Here is a 15539-nt window from a genome sequence, read left to right on the forward strand (position 1 = left end):
CTCCTTTCGTCGTAAACGAGAGACAGTGAACGAAAAGAGAACAAAAATGTCAAGGGATCCCTTGACCGGGTAGGATTAAGTTCCTCATTTCACCATATGCCGGAGCAACCCGAAAAGTGGCCGCGAGGCGCGGCCTGGACCATGACGCATGCCCATGACGCCGGGCAGGTGGCGGGCATCCGCTGCGCGCGCCGCAACATCACGCGCTACTACAAGCCGCTCGAGTTGAGGGAGGTGATTGGCAACGTCACGATAGATGAGGTGAGCGACAAGGCGCGCTGTCAGAAGTGCGGCAGCCGAGAGTGGATGAGCGCGCAGCTCTTCCACGCGACCGGCGAGCAGGCCCACACCATCCGCTTTCGACGCCTGGTGCAGATTCGATGGGAAAAGCGCGTGATCTGGCGGGATGAGTGATTTTTTTTCAGAGGCGGCCAGCTAGCATTTCTTCCCATCGCTCGAAAATGGGTGAAAAACTCGAGAAGTGGCTCGCGGCGAACGAAGAAGCACCAGAGGACGACGCCGACATGGTCGCCATAAGGACTACCTCCCAGAACTGGCGGCAACCTACATGCAATCGGATTCATATAAGGCCTTTGTGAGAGGAAACCTTGGAGGCGCGGCCCAGCCCAACGCAAGCGCGAAGGTGTTGGGAAGCGCGGTCGTTCCCGTTCCGGCACCGTCGCTTCAGTCTCTTTTTGCAGGAAGCGTCGTGCCAGCCATGAGCAAGTTGACGTTCTCGTTGAACAGAACCAGAAACTCGTCCAGGCCCGTGATCTGCTTCTTCCGCGTCTAATGAACGGCGAGATTGCGTTATGACCTCCGAGGCCCACTGAACATGGCGCTCCCTCCCATCAATAGCGAGGACCGGTTGGTGCAGGCGACCTTCGCCACGCACCTGAAGGATAAGCTCGGCCGGGAGAGTGTCGATGCCTGGAACGACGAGACCTTCGGGCCGGCAGCACGCTCGGGCGTAAGGACACCACCGAAGCGGTGCTTATCCGCGATCTGCGCGGCGCTGGAGAGACTCAACCCGGCCTGCCGGCTATGGGGCCTCAGGCCCCATGTCTTTCTGTTGGCGCTAACGCCGCGCGCGCAAAAGCGTTCGCAGCCGCAGCGGCGTGGATTGACCAGGTCCTCGGCTGCCTCTCCGAAGCGGTCGAGCGGATGCCCGACGTACGCTTTCTGGCTGAGCACCAGGCCGCTCATGACGCGCCGCGCACGCCGGCCGGCGATCTCGTGGCGAGCGTACTCGAACGCGAGTGGTGGCGTAGGTGGCCGGAAGGGCGCGACGAATGATCGCCGCGTTACATGTTGCTGCAGGGACGGATCGGCGGCTTCGGCTTGAACGGAAGTGTTTGGCGCCTGAGCGGAACGTCAGCGAGCGACGTTCGGATCGGCTTGACGGTAGCGGTTGTGGACTGAGCCGCAGCGGCACGCCTAGCGAGCAGCGCCGCCGACATTCACGACTGATGCGCGCTCAGGGCTCAAATTGCTCCGAAGGTCGGTCGCCTCTGTTGAGAGAACGGGCGATACCGCGGAAGCGCGCCACGCCTTCCATACTGCGTCTGCGACTTCGCCACGTGCCACGAGTAGGCCGTTCTGGGCGCAGGCCATTGGCAGGTCCATTCGCGTCAACGAGGCGACAGCCACCCCCTATGGCGATGATCATACCGGCGGTGACATCCCGGCTACGTATCGTTCAGGTAGCGGCACGGCAGAGGCCGGCAGCAATAGAGCACAGGAGCCGATGATACGAATTGTCCCGTGCTCGCAGCCGACCCGCTTTGCCTGCCGAAGAACGCTAGTACCGCCCGCGCAGGACCCGCAAGTCCTGGCTTGGTCCCATCCGCTCCGCGCATTTGTGGAAGCCGATTTCCTTCATACTGAAAGCTGCGCAGCAACAATTGATCTGCCGAATTTCAGTCCCTAACTCTTTGCGGCTGTCGCTCCATACGCGATTTTACAAGGACGCCGCTGACTGAGCCTCGGTCGATAAGCGTTGCTTGCAGTAAGGTTTCCTTTGCAGGACCTGGAGGCAAGCCCTGCAGGCGAGCGATCAGATCTTCCGTGGCAGTGGTGGCCAGTTCCTTAATGGGCTGCGAAACGACCGTAAGGGGTGGAGTGACCGCTGTTGTCCAATCGGCATCGTCAAAACAGATGAGCGAAACCTGGTCGGGTATCGACAGATTTTTCTCCCGAAGAACATTGAGAAGGATGAGAGCGACGGAACTGTCTGTCGCGAGAAAAGCGGTCGGAGGATTCGCCGATTGGCAGAGCTTGCCTAGTTGGCGAGCAAGGTTCTCGGTGTCCCATCCTCCGAGGACAATGAGGTTGGGGATAATCTTTATCCCGGCATCGTGGAGCGCGGCTCGGTAACCGTCGATTCGCTCGCGAATTGACGAAATTAGATAATGTTGCTCACCGTGGGAGGGTGCGTTGGACACAAGCGCGATGCTTCGGTGTTCTTGCTTGATGAGAGATGCCACCGCCTGATGGGCTGCGCGAAAGTTGTCAATTGCAAAGGTGTCAGCATTGAGTTCTGGCACGCGCCTGTCGAGGAGGACGAAGGGGCAGCCCATCTCTCGCGCGCTGATGAGGTGATCCACCTCGATGCTGGACGTTGGAGCAATGATAAGGCCGTCGACGCGGTTGGCGAGCAGCACGCGCACGGCGTCACGTTCTAGCTCAATATCCTCGTCAGTGTTGGCCAGAACAACGCCGAAGCCATTTGCGCTGGCTGTATCTGTGATCGCTCGGATGGCTCGTGCGAAATAAAGATTCTCGATGTCAGCAACAACCACGCCAATCATGTTGCTGCGGCCTGTTGCCATGCTGCGCGCCAACTCGTTGGGCTGGTAGGCGAGGCGCTTTGCCGCATCGAACACGCGCTGGCGGGTGTCCGCGCCGGCGTAGCCATAACCGCCAAGCACTCGCGCCGCGGTAGCCCTGGAGACACCCGCCGTGCGCGCGACGTCGGCGATCGTCGGCTTAACGCTCGCGCGTCCATTGTCACTCATGGTTTTGCTCGCATTTCCGTTCCGGAATCCCCGAGTCTGCATGATCGACGAATAGACCGTTGCGATACCTCTTGACAACCGATGTAAGAATGTGAGATCGGTATCACATGAGAGCGGTATCACACTTTGGAGCGTGAAGAGAAGCATGAAGAGTTCTTACTCAAATCTGGTATCTCCCGATGTTGATTTCCGTCGCATCACCGAAGCCGCCGTTGCGCAGCGCGAACGGATCGGGCAAGTCGCCAAGGCTGCAGCCGATGGGATGCGCAACCTCTTCCTGATCGGCTGCGGCGGCTCCCTAAACGACTTCTCCGCCGCATCGTATCAGTGCGACCGAAGTGCGGGATTTCCGACTTTTTGTCTCAATAGCGAAGAGTTCAATCGTCGGCGGCCGGCCCTGCTCGGGCCTGGATCCGTAGTGCTCGTGGCGTCGCACAACGGTACTACAAGAGAAACAATCGAAGCCGCTCGCCGGTCGCGCTCCACCGGCGCCCGCGTTATCGGCTTCACCAAGGACGAGACGACGAAACTCGCAGCCGAATGTGATGAAGTTTTCACTTACCACAGCGACCGAACCATTCTGGCGCCGAAGCAAGTGCTCATCGGCCTGATGGTGGCGGCGCTTCTAAAGGAAACTGGCGCACAGCTCAATTTCGTCGCCGTGGAAGAGGCCTTCGCGGCGGTGCCGGCGGCTTTTGAAGTAGCTGTGCAAGAGGCGGAGACGCGCCTCCATGAGATCGCCACGGACTTCGCAGCGGAACCCTTGACCTACGTCCTTTCCGCCGGTCCCAACCAGGGCGCCGGGTACGGTTTCGCGATGTGTTATCTCATGGAGATGCAGTGGAAACACGCGTCCTGGTTCAACGCGAACGAATTCCTGCACGGAGCTTTCGAGGTTGTTCAGCCCGAAACGGCGGTTCTTCTCTTCAAGGGCGAAGACGAAACCCGCCCAGTAATAGATCGAGTTGAGGCGTTCCTCCGCAAGAATACCAAGCGCTGCCGCGTCATCGACGCTATGGACTACAGCCTTCCCGGCGTATCCGCGTCAATGCGTGGTGACATTTCCCCGCTCCTTCTCTCGACCCTGTCCAAGCGTTTGGCCGAACACTACCAGGCGGTCACCGGCCATTCGCTCACAGACCGCCGCTATATGTTCAAGACGACCTACTGAGGCATTTCGCATGCGTGTTTGCGGCGTCGGTGACAATGTTGTGGATCGATATTTCAATCAAAAGCTGATGTTCCCTGGAGGGAATGCGGTGAACTTCGCCGTTCACGCCCGGCGGGGGGGCGCGCACGCCGCCTATGTCGGCGTCATCGGCACCGATGCCGATGGCGATCTGATCCGATCGAGCCTCCAGGCAGAAGGCATTGAGCTCAGACGGCTTCGTGTCGAGGACGGCCCTAATGCCTTCGCCACCGTTCATATGGACGACGACGGCAACAACCGCAAATGGGGTCTGTGCGAGAAAGGCGTCTCCATGTTCCGGCTCGATAGCGCCGATCTCGACTATCTTGCTGGCTTTGACCTGGTTCACACCGGTGAGACCAGCCGATTGGACAGTCAGCTTCCCGAGATCCGCGAACGCGTCGCGATTTCCTTCGATTTTTCGGAGCGAAATTTGGAATATGCCGTAGGGGTGCTGCCTTATCTGAGGGCGGCGGCCTTCTCGCGTGGCAATGCAGGCGACGACGAAGTGGCACGTGTTCTCGATGTTGCTCAGTCGGCAGGTGTTGAGTTGGTCACGGTCACCCAAGGGGCGCGCGGCGCGACCGTATGCCACAAAGGCGAGATCCTGTTCGCGCCAGCGGTTCCTGTTGATCCCGTGGATACGCTCGGCGCGGGCGATGCGTTTGTAAGCCGCCTCGCCTGCCGCGTGCTGAGCGGCGTACCGCTTACCGAAGCGGCCAGTGAAGCGGCGCAATACTCCGCATTGATATGCGGGACGCGCGGTGCCTTCGGCCACGCGCGTCCCATCACCCGTGAAATACCGTCGTGAGAGCAAAAAAATGAACCATAACCTTACGAATTCTAAGCTCACTTTTCCTTCCGAGGCCGACTACGGCAATCGCGTCGCACGCGCCCGAACTGCGATGAAGCAGGACGGGATCGATGTTCTCGCCTTGTCAAGCTTCGACAATCATCGTTTCTTTGCTGGGCTGGACGGCATCGCAACGGTCAGGCCGGTCTGGTTCGTCCTGCCACAAGACGGCGCGGCGGCCTTTGTCTCGCCCCGCATTGAAGCACCAGAGATCAGGTCGCAAACTAGTGTGCCGGTGGCTGTCGAATGGATCGAATGGGAAGAGCCGGCGATGCCTCCCATGTCATTCCAAGCCGCGCTCGCCCGCCAGATTGAAAAGGTAGCACCTGAAGCGCGCACGATCGGGGTCGACTTCGATGCCACCTCGGCACGCAATCTCGACCTCGTCAGGGACGCCCTTGGCGGCGAACGAATCAGGGACGTCACGGCAATGCTTCGCGAGGTGCGTCGCCGGAAGGACGCCGCAACGATCGATGTAGTTCGGCGCTGTGCAGACATCGCTGCACATCAGTTCAAGGCGAGCTGCGAAGCTGTAGCCCCTGGCGTTGCGGAATGGGAAGTTGCGCTCGCTTCCCGCACGGCCGCGATGCGGCGCGCCGCAGAATGGTGGAACGGCGATGAGGATCATTCTCCGCTTCTCCAGGGTATCCATGTCATGGGTAGCGGCAGCGTCCGTTCCGGACGTGCCCATGCTGTCGCCGCTGGCCGCCCTATGCGAGAGGGGGAAGTCCTGCAGCTCTGCTATTGCGGCCGGCCCTTCTTCGGGCATGGCATCTGTTTCGACCGACCGGTTCAGGTGGGCTCGGCGGGGTTGGCGGCGGAGGTTCGCAGGATCGTGGACGTTGCGCGTGAGGCCCAGGAAGCGGCTTTGGCAAAAGTGCGCGCTGGCGTAACTACGGGCGAGGTCCACCAAGCGGCCGTCGCGGTCATCGGGCGCCACGGCTGGGACCGTGCCATGCAGCACCGCACCGGTCGCGGGATCGGTCTTTCCGACCCCGAGTGGCCCGAGATAAAGGCCAAGGACCCGACCGTACTAGAGCCGGGCATGCTCCTCGGCATCGAGCCGGGCGTCTACGTCGAGGGTGTCGGCGGCGCACGCTTTGGCGACACGATCCTCGTTACCGAAAACGGATACGAGCCGCTCACCCCGCTGGCTCTCGGCAGGGATATCTGATGAGAGACAACTCGCTCCCTGCCGTTTCCTTTCAGGGTGTCACCCGACGCTACGGGCTCGTTACCGCGGTGAACGACGTCAGCCTCGACATCTCGCCGGGCGAGTTCTTCGCGCTGCTCGGCTCCAGCGGTTCGGGCAAGACGACGCTGCTGATGCTCTTGGCGGGGTTCGACACGCCGACCGAAGGCCGGGTGCTGATGGCGGGCACTTCTGTCTCGGACGTGCCTCCGCATCGGCGACGGATTGGGGTGGTCTTCCAGAACTATGCGCTGTTCCCTCATATGAACGCTGCCGACAACGTGGCCTATCCGCTGAAGATGCGCGGCGTCGGGCGTAGCGAGCGCGAGGCGAGAGTGAAAGCAGCGCTTGGTCTCGTCAATCTTACCGATCGCTGGGCTTCGTATCCTTCGCAGTTGTCTGGCGGGCAGCAGCAACGCGTGGCGCTTGCCCGCGCCCTTGTCTTCGGCCCCGACCTCCTGCTCATGGACGAACCCCTCGGGGCTCTCGACCGAAGGCTGCGCGACCAGATGCAGCAAGAATTGAAGCGCATTCAGGGCGAACTCGGCATCACCGTCATTTACGTCACGCACGACCAGTCGGAAGCCATGGCCATGGCGAACCGGATCGGCATCATGGCCGGGGGACGGCTTCTCCAGGTCGCCGATCCTGAGACCATCTACGCCGCGCCGTCTAGTCACTTCGTCGCACGTTTCCTTGGGGAGTGTTCGATCCTGCGTGTCACCGCGACAGATGGCGGCCGTGGATATGAGATTGTTGGCGCGCGTCAGGCATTGCCGTCTCCGGAGGTGACGCCTTTCGATATTGTGGTGAGACCGGAGAACGTCTCTGTGCACCCCTTACCGGAAGCCGCATCGAACAATGCCTTCGGCGTTCCCGCGACTATCCGTGACATCACCTATCTCGGCGCCGGCTGGCGCGTGACGCTCGAACTTTCCGACGGGCAGTCCCTGCTCGCCAGCATCGTGCGTGGAGACGACGTGGCCGGTTACCTCGGTCCTGGCAAGCCCGTCGTTGCGCGCTGGGCGCCGGCTTCCGTCGCCGTTCTTCCGGCTGAAGGATCTCCCTGAGGCGGATTTTTGTGGAGGAGTGAACCCAATGAAACAAAAAAGCAGACTCTCTATTGGCATCTCGGCAGGCTTGCTTGCTGCGGCCAGCGTGACCTTGTTTGCGCAGTCGGCGCCCGCTGCCGATCCGGCCGAAGTCGTGGTCGCCTCTTACGGCGGCTCCTTCCAGGATGCCCAGACAAAGGCTTTCTTCGAGCCATATGCCAAAGCCACGGGTGTTAAAGTTACAGGCACCACCGGTTCGGGCTACGCCAAGGTGAAGGCGATGGAGGAGGGGGGCAATATCAGCTGGGACGTCGTCTCGGCCGAGAGCTCGGCCCATGCGAATGAGGTGAAGGACGGGCTTCTCGAGCCGCTCGACTATTCGATTATCAAGGCCGACGGCATTCCGGCCGAGTTCCGCACGAAGTACGGTGTCGGCTATATCAAGTTCGGCATGAACCTCGCGTGGAGCAAGGACAAGTTTCCGAAGGGACTTACCCCGGCTCAGTTCTTCGATCCTTCGGTGAAGGCCCGGCGCGCGGTGACCTTGGAACCGGAGTACACGCTCGAATTCGCGTTGCTGGCTGACGGTGTCAAGCCGGCCGCTCTCTATCCGCTGGACGTCGACCGCGCCCTCAAGGTGATCGGGCGGGTCAAGGACCAAATCGTCGCCTTCAAGGGCGCCGCAGATACCCAGGCGCTGATCCAGCAGGGCGAGGTGGACGTGGCCTTCGTCCCGAACGGCCGAGTCAACAACGCGATAAAGGCCGGCGCCAACTGGGCGTACGGATGGGACGATTCGGTATCAGATACTGAATGGTGGGTAGTGATGAAGGGTGCTCCCCACGTTCAGGAAGCAATGAAATTTATCAATTATGCCGTACAGCCTGCGCAGCAAGCGGAACTCACGCGGCAGATCCCCTACGGACCGACGAACGTCGACGCGTTGAAGCTCCTCGACCCCGCCGTCGCCAAAGATCTGCCGAGCTATCCGGACAACGCGAAGCTCGGCGCTGTGCTTGATGCCAAATGGTGGAACGAGAACCGCGATTCTGTGAAGAGCCGCTGGAACTCGTACATCATGCAGTAGCAGCGGCTGGACAGGAGCAAACCAAGATGAGGCGGAACAGATTCATAGTTTGGCAGCGGTTTTTCCTACTGACGCCAGTACTCCTGCTGCTCCTCCTCGCCTTCGCCCTGCCGCTCCTGAATATCGCGCCGGAGGCGTTCGGCGGTCATGCGGCCGAGCGCTTCCTGCGCATTTTCGCAAGCCCGGTCTATCGAACGGTCATCTGGACGACGGTGCGCATCAGTCTAGAAGCAACCGCGATAACGCTCGTCGTCTCCTTTCCCCTGGCGTGGCTCCTAAGCCGGGCGACCGGGATCAAGGGCCTGCTTTTGGGGCTGTTGGTGCTGGTTCCCTTCTTGACCAGCGTACTGGTGCGGACCTTCGCCTGGCTGGCGATCCTCGGACAGCGGGGGCTTGTCAACGCGACGCTTCTCAAAATGGGGCTGATATCGGAGCCCCTCCCGCTTCTCTTCAGCGAGCCGGCGGTCGTTCTCGCACTGGTGCATTCTTCGATCCCGATGATGGTCTTTGCCCTCGTGAGTGTGCTGCGGCGCGTCGACGGACGCATTCTCCTGGCTGCTCATACGCTTGGAGCCAACTCGCTGCGCGCCTGGATAGGCATACTCGTGCCGCTTGCAATACGCGGCATCCAATCCGGCGTCATTATCATCTTCCTGTTCACCATGGCGAGCTTCATCGCGCCTGCCTTCCTCGGTAATCAGCGTCAGCAAATGCTCGCACAGGTGATTCAGTCTGAAATCGAGACCGGGGCTGACTGGGCCTTCGCCGCGGCACTCGGCATAACACTTGCGGTGACGGCCACGATCATCGTCGTAGGATTCTCTATGATCGCGCGGTACTTGTCGCGTTGGCAGCGTCCGGGGACGCTACCACCCAGCGTACCGCAACAGCAAGCAGAGCAGGTGGACACGGCGCTTCTTCGCCGGCCGGCGGCACCGCCTAAATCGCATCTTCGCACTCCTGCCCTTGTTCGCTTCGGCGCGCGCTTTGTCCAACCGGCCTATCTTGGCGCTATATCTGTCTTCATTCTCCTTCCGCTCGTCGTGCTCATTCCGGTATCGTTCAGTTCGGCGGACGTGCTCATCTTTCCGCCACCCGGCTATTCGATGCGATGGTTCGAGAAGATCCTCGGCAGCCAGGAATGGCTAGCGGCGGCACTGACCAGCCTGCGCATCGGCGCAGCGACCTGCGTCCTGAGCCTCGTCCTGGCCATTCTTACGGTGCTCGGGTTCGGGCGTCATTTCCGGTTTCAGGGCGCCGCTGAAGCTCTGGTGCTTTCACCCGTGACTGTGCCAAGCGTTGTGTTCGCGCTTGGCGCCTATCTGACCTTCGCGCGCGTCGGGCTGGTAGATACCGAGACTGGCATCATCATAGCCCACACGGTGCTGATCTTCCCCGTGGTCTACCTGGTCGCATCCGCGACATACAGTTCCATCGATCCGTGGCTGTCGCTGGCAGCAGCAAGCCTTGGGGCAAATCCTTGGCGCATCTTTCGAACGGTCACGTTCCCATTGCTGCTTCCAGGCCTGGCTGTCGGTGCCTTGCTGGCGATGCTTCTTTCGTTCGATGAATCCGTTGCTTCGATCTTCCTCAGCAATCTGTCGGTCAAGACCCTGCCGAGAAAGCTCTGGGAGGGCATTCGCTTCAACACCAGCCCCGAATCCGCGGCCGTTTCCGCCATGCTGCTTGGAGTGACATGCGTGGTGGTCATCGCGGGGATGGCGGTCGTCCTCGGGCGCCGGAAAAATCTTCCGTTGACGTTGCAAAGCGCTCCTGAACCCCTTCCTTGACCGGTCTCAATTGTCTTGGTCTCGCCTCACGCGAATGCCGCTTTTCGATCGAGACAAGGTGAATAGTGAAACAACTGACTTTGACGATGGACAACAAAGGCAGACCGTCAGTTCCCGGCTTTCTCTCAGCCGGTCACCTGGGGACAGCGTGGGTGTCTCGGTCGAACATCATTCCAATTCCGATCCGCTATCCTGGCCGCACGGCGGCGCGCCAGGACGCCGGTGGGCCTCATACCTCCCAGGTGACCCACCGGCACTCATTTCGAGCGCAAAACGACGCGTCGCAGCCCGTGCTGATCGCCGTGAGCGCGCTGTTCGGGCCAACGTCGCCGCCGGCGTGCAGATGACCGAGCTGTCGCAACCGGTAGCCGCGCTACACTAGGCATGTATGAACTCTTCCACAGGTTTGCCGAGCAGCTTACCGGCAGCGTTGACAAAGTGGATCTTCACGATGCCCTGGCTGAGACGGCTTCTTCGCTCGATATCCCGTTATTCGCCTACCTCTTCCCCTCGCTCCAGCTGGGCCGCGCGACGGATCTGATCTCCACCTATCCTCAGCCGTGGACGTCTCACTATCTTCACAGACGTTATGAAGATGTGGATCCAGTGGTTGATCAGGCGCGTCGTCGTCAGGAAATATTCCGCTGGGATGCGAACGGCGGCGGCCTCGATTTGTCGCCTCCACAACGACGGCTGATGGATGAGGCGAACCAATTCGGCCTCCGCAGCGGATTTACGATCCCCATCCATGACCGCCGCGGTCTGTTTGCCGCTCTTACCTTCGCCTCCGATGAAAGGCAGCCACTGTTCTTCCGGGTCATTGACCGATATGAGCGCGCGCTGGAACTGATAGCCATCTTCTTCCACATCCAGGCGCGTCGTAGGCTGACGACCGACCGAACGGTGGATGGAGTTGCTCTATCAAGTAGGGAAACTCAGTGCCTCCAGTGGGCTTCACAAGGCAAGTCAGCCTGGGAAATCGGCGAAATCCTGGGCATCAGTCAGCGCACCGCGGCCTTTCATCTCGACAACGCCAAGAAGAAGCTAGGCGTGCGGACCGTCACCCAGGCGGCCATTCGGTTTGCGATGTCCAAGCCATCGGACGACACGTAAAAACCTGATCAACCTGTATACATGCACAGGTTGTAGCGGCTCCGGCCTTCATCTCAAATCGCAGGCATCTTTCATGCGAGGAGAGGCCGTCATGATGCTGCTGATTACACCGGACAGCTACGCTGAATTCGCCGACGAGCTCGAGGAGATGCACCGTCTGCGGCATCGTGTGTTCAAGGATCGGCTCGATTGGGATGTGTCGGTCGACAATGGCTACGAAGTCGACACCTTCGATGCGGGGGGCCGCCCTCATTATCTGCTGCTGAGGGCTCCGACCGGGGGCATCGATGGCTGCGTGCGTCTGTTGCCAACCACTGGCCCGACGATGTTGCGTGACAGCTTCCCCATCCTTCTTGGTGATCGCCGGGCGCCGGAGGATCCACGAATTTGGGAAAGCAGCCGTTTCGCGCTTGATGTTCCGACTTCCGCGCCGAAAGTGGCAGGCATAGCGCTTGCCACCTACGAGCTGTTCGCCGGAATGATCGAGTTCGGTCTGTCACGCGATCTGCGCAGCATCGTCACCGTGACGGATTTGCGCATTGAGCGGATCCTGCGTCGCGCTGGCTGGCCACTCGAGCGCCTGTCCGATCCGCGGACGATCGGCAACACCCGTGCTGTCGCCGGCTATCTCGACGTCTCTCCTGGCAGCCTGGCAGTCGTCCGAAGCAATGGTGGCATCAGAGGTCCGGTGCTTTGGGCACCGGCAATCAAGGTCCCCTGACCTTTGAATGTGATTTCCTCCCGCAGCTGGAAGCGGTGCAATGGACGAGACAGATCTCGGTCCTGCCTATCCTGACTGGCAGGACAGCAGCACATATGACTATACGGCGCAGCTTACCAGCCGGGGTTGGGCCTGGGAGTTTCTAAGGCGCAATCATCATTTCCAGAACGATGTGGAGGACGCGCTTCGTCATGCGCACCGTTCTGAATTAACATCAGGAACTTCCCTCACCGTGCTGTCGCCGCAGGATGTCGATCTTTCACGATGGGGGCTTCTTTTTTGCCAGCTCGATCCACAGTCATGCCAGCGTCTTCTGGAGCCCTGGCCTATGTAGCCACGTGCTGCCTGTTGCCGCCGAACGCGCGCAACGCTCGCGCATTGCTGACGCCTTCGATCTCTCAGCGCTCTCTTGCCGGGTCTCCGTACTCCTTGCAGGGGATGGACACCAACAGGTCTTGTTCACCGATGGTGGCAGGACCCTCCAACTGACAGTCTCCGGCGCAACGCTCTTCGAGCCTGCGCGATTGACCGCCAGCGTCCTCTGGTCTCCTGCGGAGGTAAGGCAACGTCTGCATGGTCTTGAATGCTTGAACAACCTACGGTCGACCGGGAGGCTGCCCGCGAGGTTCTTTCCAGCGGAGCCCCGGCGTGTGCGGTTGCGCTGGGTTCTGCGCGCGCTCGACGGCTCCATTGCCGGCGCTCGGCATCGCGAGATCGGTGTCGGTTTGTTCGGGAAGGCCCGTGTCGATGGTGACTGGGCTGATCCCGGTGATCATCTTCGTGACATCGTGCGTCGAGCGGTCAGACGCGGGCGCTCGCTCATGAACGGCGGATATAGGCAATTTCTTCTGTAGCGGCTCTGGCCATTTAGTCTGCGAACAGCTCCTTATACCCGCTGGTGATTAGCCAGTGCGTCCTGTCCAGATGGCTACGGACAGCCTTGCGGGCGCGAGTTGGCTCCTGCCTTGGATCGATGCCCAATACGGTCTGCGCCATCTCCTCCTCGCTGGCATTGTCGGCGCACGCGTCGAGGAGCCTGAGATAGACCGCAAAATGCTCGTTGTCGTAAGCGGTCAGGCTGTCCGCCCAGGGGACTTCATCCGCAACGGCAATGGCTTGATTAAGCGCCTGATGTGGTCTGTCTTCCAACTCTCGCCTCGTCTTACACTCGAACTCTCTTCCACCCATACGCGCGCATTGTATCCTAAACTGGGATAATCCGAAACTAGGATTAGTCGGTGAGCCGGTTCCTTCCTGACCGGTTCGCCTGATGCCAAGATCCCTTCGATCGCCTCGCCAGCTTCGCCTGTTGAAAGAGCTGGTAGCGGCGCGCAAGAACAAAGGCCTGACCCAGTCACAGGTCGCCGAAGTCCTTGGCCGTCCGCAATCCTTCGTAGCTAAATATGAAGGCGGCGAACGCCGCTTGGACGTCATTGAATTTCTCGACCTCACCGAGGTTCTCGAAATCGATCCGTGCGAGCTCCTCGCTCAAGTACGTCGGCTGTGACCAGTCTCATCGGAGCGCCTGCGCGCCTGATGGCGCGCACCAGGTGCTCGTGAACCGAGTCCGCTTTTCTTCGACAAGCTCGGGCGGTCTCGGCCATACGGCTTCGCCCCCTGGCGCGGGCAGCCCTTGCGGGCTGTGACGGTCGCCGCCCTTTGTGCGGCGCTGTCTTTTTGGGTTGGCCTTCCCGGCGGCGCGGGGTGGGCGGCTCTCCCTTCTAGGCCCGCCGCGGCGGCCCGCAACCCTCCGCTTTAGCTCCGGGTCCTCCACTTCGTTCCGGCCCTGCGGATGCCGGCCGCCTCTGACGGCAGGCCTTTCCGGTCGTTTTCGCCGCCCACCCCGCTTCCGGGGAAGGGCGCAGCGAGAGTGCGAACGGAGATCAGATCATGCGCAAGACCGGCAAACATCGTGCCCGTGGCGAAGCTGGTGGGAAGAAGGGCGAGCCGCCGAGGGCCAGCCTCTATTCTGAAATCACCGACCGCATCATCGCCGATCTGGAGCGGGGTTGCGTGCCTTGGGTCCAGCCTTGGGGGAAGGCGAATGCCTCCCTTGGCCTGCCGAAGAACGCCGCCACGGGGCGGAGCTATTCGGGGATCAATATCCTGATCCTGTGGGGCGCGGTCATCGAGCGCGGTTTCCCGGGCCAGAATTGGCTCACCTTCCGGCAGGCGCTTGCGCTGGGCGGCAATGTCCGGAAGGGCGAGCACGGCACGACTATCGTGCATGCCGACCGCTTCGTTCCGAAAGGCGAGAAGGAGCGGGCCAAGACTGACGGCGACGAGCCGCAGGCCGTACCCTTTCTCAAGCGCTTCACGGTCTTCAACGTCGCGCAGTGCGATGGCTTGCCCGAACAACTCTACGCTCACGCCGAGCCGCTGCCCGAACGCGAGATCATTCCGCAGGCGGAGGCTCTTATTCGCGCGTCTGGCGCGGATATCCGCATCGGCGGCGATCGCGCGTTCTACATGCCTGCCGGCGACTTCATACAGCTGCCGCCGCAGCCCGCATTCTTCGAGCAGATCGACTACTACCGCACGGGTTTCCACGAGCTTGGCCACTGGACCGGACACCCGACGCGGCTCGCCCGTGACTTGTCCAGCTCGTTCGGATCCAAGGCCTATGCCCGCGAGGAGCTGGTCGCCGAGATCGCCGCAGCTTTTGTTTGCTCCACGCTCAGCATCGAACCGACCGTGCGCCACGCCGACTACATCGGCTCATGGCTAGCTGTGCTGCGCGAGGACAACCGCGCCATCTTCCGCGCCGCCAGCCTAGCCTCGAAAGCCGCCGATTTCCTGCTCGCTTTCGGTGCCGGCGCTGCTGACGCGGAGGACCTTGGGGAGATCGCGGCATGAGTACGCGCGATCCTTGTTCCCTGCAGTCGGAGCCGACACCGGCAGGCGAGCAGACGCTCGTTCCTGGCGTCCGGCCAATTACCGTGCGCGACCGGCTCAACCTCCTGATGGACGCACCCATGCGGCCGCGTGCGGCGCAAAAGCCGCTCGACATCGGCCTCTTCGATGAAGCCGCACGCAATCAACTCGACCTGTTTTGACAAGGAGCTCTGTCATGATCCTGATCACCGATGAACTACGCGCCAGGCTGATGGCCAATGGCGCGGCCGACACCGAGACCGATCATGTTCCGGTCGTGAAGCTGTTCAATCCGACCGGAGCAGCGACCTGGCTCCTGACCGAACTTGACGCGGACGGCGATACGCTGTTCGGCCTTTGCGACCTCGGTTTCGGCTACCCCGAACTCGGCAGCGTCAGCCTCGCCGAGCTTGGAGCGGTCAAAGGTCCGCTTGGCCTCGGCATCGAGCGCGACGTGTATTTCACGGCGCGGTTTCCGCTCTCGGTCTATGCCGAGGCCGCACGTGCCGCCGGCCACATCACTGAGGCCGAACGGCTTTTGCGGCAGGCCGCCGCAGCCCTTTCGATTCCCATTTCCGAGCTTCCGCCAAACACGGCGGAACAGCGCCGGTAGGCGCAAAACCGGCCCGCCGCTCGGCCTCCGGCCTCGCG

General features: G+C 61.2%; 17 protein-coding genes. 15 read left to right on the forward strand and 2 right to left on the reverse strand.

Annotated elements, in window-relative coordinates; all coding sequences use genetic code 11:
• The first annotated feature begins 141 nt into the window (after positions 1 to 141).
• Entirely contained in the window at positions 142 to 414 is a 273-nt protein-coding gene (locus LB553_RS20800; RefSeq protein WP_224516187.1) for a hypothetical protein, read from the forward strand.
• Positions 415 to 1919: 1505 nt separating this feature from the next.
• On the opposite strand, the gene LB553_RS20805 is transcribed toward LB553_RS20800, so the two are convergent.
• Entirely contained in the window at positions 1920 to 3017 is a 1098-nt protein-coding gene (locus tag LB553_RS20805) for a LacI family DNA-binding transcriptional regulator (protein ID WP_224516188.1), read from the reverse strand.
• 145 nt (positions 3018 to 3162) lie between these two features.
• Between LB553_RS20805 and LB553_RS20810 the strand changes: the two genes are divergently transcribed.
• The 10 genes from LB553_RS20810 (at position 3163) to LB553_RS20855 (ending at position 12868) form a co-directional block, all read left to right on the forward strand.
• The gene (locus LB553_RS20810; RefSeq protein WP_224516189.1) at positions 3163 to 4188 is read left to right on the forward strand and encodes an SIS domain-containing protein; all 1026 of its coding nucleotides are present in this window, start codon (positions 3163 to 3165) and stop codon (positions 4186 to 4188) included.
• Between the two features lie 67 nt (positions 4189 to 4255).
• The gene (locus LB553_RS20815) at positions 4256 to 5017 is read left to right on the forward strand and encodes a PfkB family carbohydrate kinase (RefSeq protein ID WP_224516263.1); all 762 of its coding nucleotides are present in this window, start codon (positions 4256 to 4258) and stop codon (positions 5015 to 5017) included.
• Between the two features lie 10 nt (positions 5018 to 5027).
• Positions 5028 to 6233: a M24 family metallopeptidase gene (locus LB553_RS20820; RefSeq protein WP_224516190.1), complete on the forward strand. Its 1206-nt coding sequence runs from the start codon at positions 5028 to 5030 to the stop codon at positions 6231 to 6233.
• A 68-nt stretch (positions 6234 to 6301) separates the two neighbouring features.
• Positions 6302 to 7321 carry an ABC transporter ATP-binding protein gene (locus LB553_RS20825; protein WP_224516191.1) on the forward strand — a complete coding sequence of 340 codons (1020 nt, stop codon included), beginning with the start codon at positions 6302 to 6304 and terminating at the stop codon, positions 7319 to 7321.
• A gap of 28 nt (positions 7322 to 7349) precedes the next feature.
• On the forward strand, positions 7350 to 8390 hold the full coding sequence (locus LB553_RS20830) for an ABC transporter substrate-binding protein (RefSeq protein WP_224516192.1): 1041 nt from the start codon (positions 7350 to 7352) through the stop codon (positions 8388 to 8390).
• A gap of 26 nt (positions 8391 to 8416) precedes the next feature.
• Complete coding sequence (locus tag LB553_RS20835; RefSeq protein ID WP_224516193.1) at positions 8417 to 10180, forward strand: ABC transporter permease subunit; 1764 nt, start codon at positions 8417 to 8419, stop codon at positions 10178 to 10180.
• A gap of 384 nt (positions 10181 to 10564) precedes the next feature.
• A complete protein-coding gene (locus LB553_RS20840; protein ID WP_224516194.1) occupies positions 10565 to 11293 on the forward strand; it encodes a LuxR family transcriptional regulator in 729 nt (242 codons plus the stop codon).
• Positions 11294 to 11384: 91 nt separating this feature from the next.
• Positions 11385 to 12014, forward strand: coding sequence for an acyl-homoserine-lactone synthase (locus tag LB553_RS20845; protein ID WP_224516195.1), 630 nt, complete (start codon positions 11385 to 11387; stop codon positions 12012 to 12014).
• Positions 12015 to 12054: 40 nt separating this feature from the next.
• Positions 12055 to 12348 carry a transcriptional regulator domain-containing protein gene (locus LB553_RS20850; protein WP_224516196.1) on the forward strand — a complete coding sequence of 98 codons (294 nt, stop codon included), beginning with the start codon at positions 12055 to 12057 and terminating at the stop codon, positions 12346 to 12348.
• Positions 12263 to 12868, forward strand: coding sequence for a DUF2285 domain-containing protein (locus tag LB553_RS20855; protein ID WP_224516197.1), 606 nt, complete (start codon positions 12263 to 12265; stop codon positions 12866 to 12868). The genes LB553_RS20850 and LB553_RS20855 overlap by 86 nt, the downstream gene beginning before the upstream one ends.
• Positions 12869 to 12881: 13 nt before the next feature.
• Here LB553_RS20855 and LB553_RS20860 read toward each other — a convergent pair whose 3' ends face one another.
• Complete coding sequence (locus LB553_RS20860; RefSeq protein WP_263484157.1) at positions 12882 to 13163, reverse strand: DUF2285 domain-containing protein; 282 nt, start codon at positions 13161 to 13163, stop codon at positions 12882 to 12884.
• Between the two features lie 121 nt (positions 13164 to 13284).
• Between LB553_RS20860 and LB553_RS20865 the strand changes: the two genes are divergently transcribed.
• The 4 genes from LB553_RS20865 (at position 13285) to LB553_RS20880 (ending at position 15501) form a co-directional block, all read left to right on the forward strand.
• Positions 13285 to 13521, forward strand: a complete 237-nt coding sequence (locus LB553_RS20865) for a helix-turn-helix domain-containing protein (RefSeq protein ID WP_224516199.1) — start codon at positions 13285 to 13287, stop codon at positions 13519 to 13521.
• Positions 13522 to 13904: 383 nt separating this feature from the next.
• Positions 13905 to 14870 (forward strand): ArdC family protein, encoded by a 966-nt coding sequence (locus LB553_RS20870; RefSeq protein WP_224516200.1) that lies wholly within the window; start codon positions 13905 to 13907, stop codon positions 14868 to 14870.
• Positions 14867 to 15070, forward strand: a complete 204-nt coding sequence (locus LB553_RS20875) for a hypothetical protein (RefSeq protein WP_224516201.1) — start codon at positions 14867 to 14869, stop codon at positions 15068 to 15070. The genes LB553_RS20870 and LB553_RS20875 overlap by 4 nt, the downstream gene beginning before the upstream one ends.
• A 14-nt stretch (positions 15071 to 15084) precedes the next feature.
• Positions 15085 to 15501: a DUF2958 domain-containing protein gene (locus LB553_RS20880; RefSeq protein ID WP_224516202.1), complete on the forward strand. Its 417-nt coding sequence runs from the start codon at positions 15085 to 15087 to the stop codon at positions 15499 to 15501.
• The last annotated feature ends 38 nt before the right edge of the window (positions 15502 to 15539 follow it).

This window comes from Mesorhizobium sp. CA8 (assembly GCF_020164955.1).
Taxonomy (GTDB): domain Bacteria; phylum Pseudomonadota; class Alphaproteobacteria; order Rhizobiales; family Rhizobiaceae; genus Mesorhizobium.

Bases quoted from the DNA above. Each gene is read 5' to 3' on its own strand.
- LB553_RS20845 (WP_224516195.1), top strand. From the start codon at position 11,385: ATGATGCTGCTGATTACACCGGACAGCTACGCTGAATTCGCCGACGAG.
- LB553_RS20820 (WP_224516190.1), top strand. From the start codon at position 5,028: ATGAACCATAACCTTACGAATTCTAAGCTCACTTTTCCTTCCGAGGCC.
- LB553_RS20850 (WP_224516196.1), top strand. From the start codon at position 12,055: ATGGACGAGACAGATCTCGGTCCTGCCTATCCTGACTGGCAGGACAGC.
- LB553_RS20865 (WP_224516199.1), top strand. From the start codon at position 13,285: ATGCCAAGATCCCTTCGATCGCCTCGCCAGCTTCGCCTGTTGAAAGAG.
- LB553_RS20880 (WP_224516202.1), top strand. From the start codon at position 15,085: ATGATCCTGATCACCGATGAACTACGCGCCAGGCTGATGGCCAATGGC.
- LB553_RS20870 (WP_224516200.1), top strand. From the start codon at position 13,905: ATGCGCAAGACCGGCAAACATCGTGCCCGTGGCGAAGCTGGTGGGAAG.
- LB553_RS20800 (WP_224516187.1), top strand. From the start codon at position 142: ATGACGCATGCCCATGACGCCGGGCAGGTGGCGGGCATCCGCTGCGCG.
- LB553_RS20835 (WP_224516193.1), top strand. From the start codon at position 8,417: ATGAGGCGGAACAGATTCATAGTTTGGCAGCGGTTTTTCCTACTGACG.
- LB553_RS20815 (WP_224516263.1), top strand. From the start codon at position 4,256: ATGTTCCCTGGAGGGAATGCGGTGAACTTCGCCGTTCACGCCCGGCGG.
- LB553_RS20840 (WP_224516194.1), top strand. From the start codon at position 10,565: ATGTATGAACTCTTCCACAGGTTTGCCGAGCAGCTTACCGGCAGCGTT.
- LB553_RS20875 (WP_224516201.1), top strand. From the start codon at position 14,867: ATGAGTACGCGCGATCCTTGTTCCCTGCAGTCGGAGCCGACACCGGCA.
- LB553_RS20855 (WP_224516197.1), top strand. From the start codon at position 12,263: ATGTCGATCTTTCACGATGGGGGCTTCTTTTTTGCCAGCTCGATCCAC.
- LB553_RS20810 (WP_224516189.1), top strand. From the start codon at position 3,163: ATGAAGAGTTCTTACTCAAATCTGGTATCTCCCGATGTTGATTTCCGT.
- LB553_RS20805 (WP_224516188.1), bottom strand. From the start codon at position 3,017: ATGAGTGACAATGGACGCGCGAGCGTTAAGCCGACGATCGCCGACGTC.
- LB553_RS20830 (WP_224516192.1), top strand. From the start codon at position 7,350: ATGAAACAAAAAAGCAGACTCTCTATTGGCATCTCGGCAGGCTTGCTT.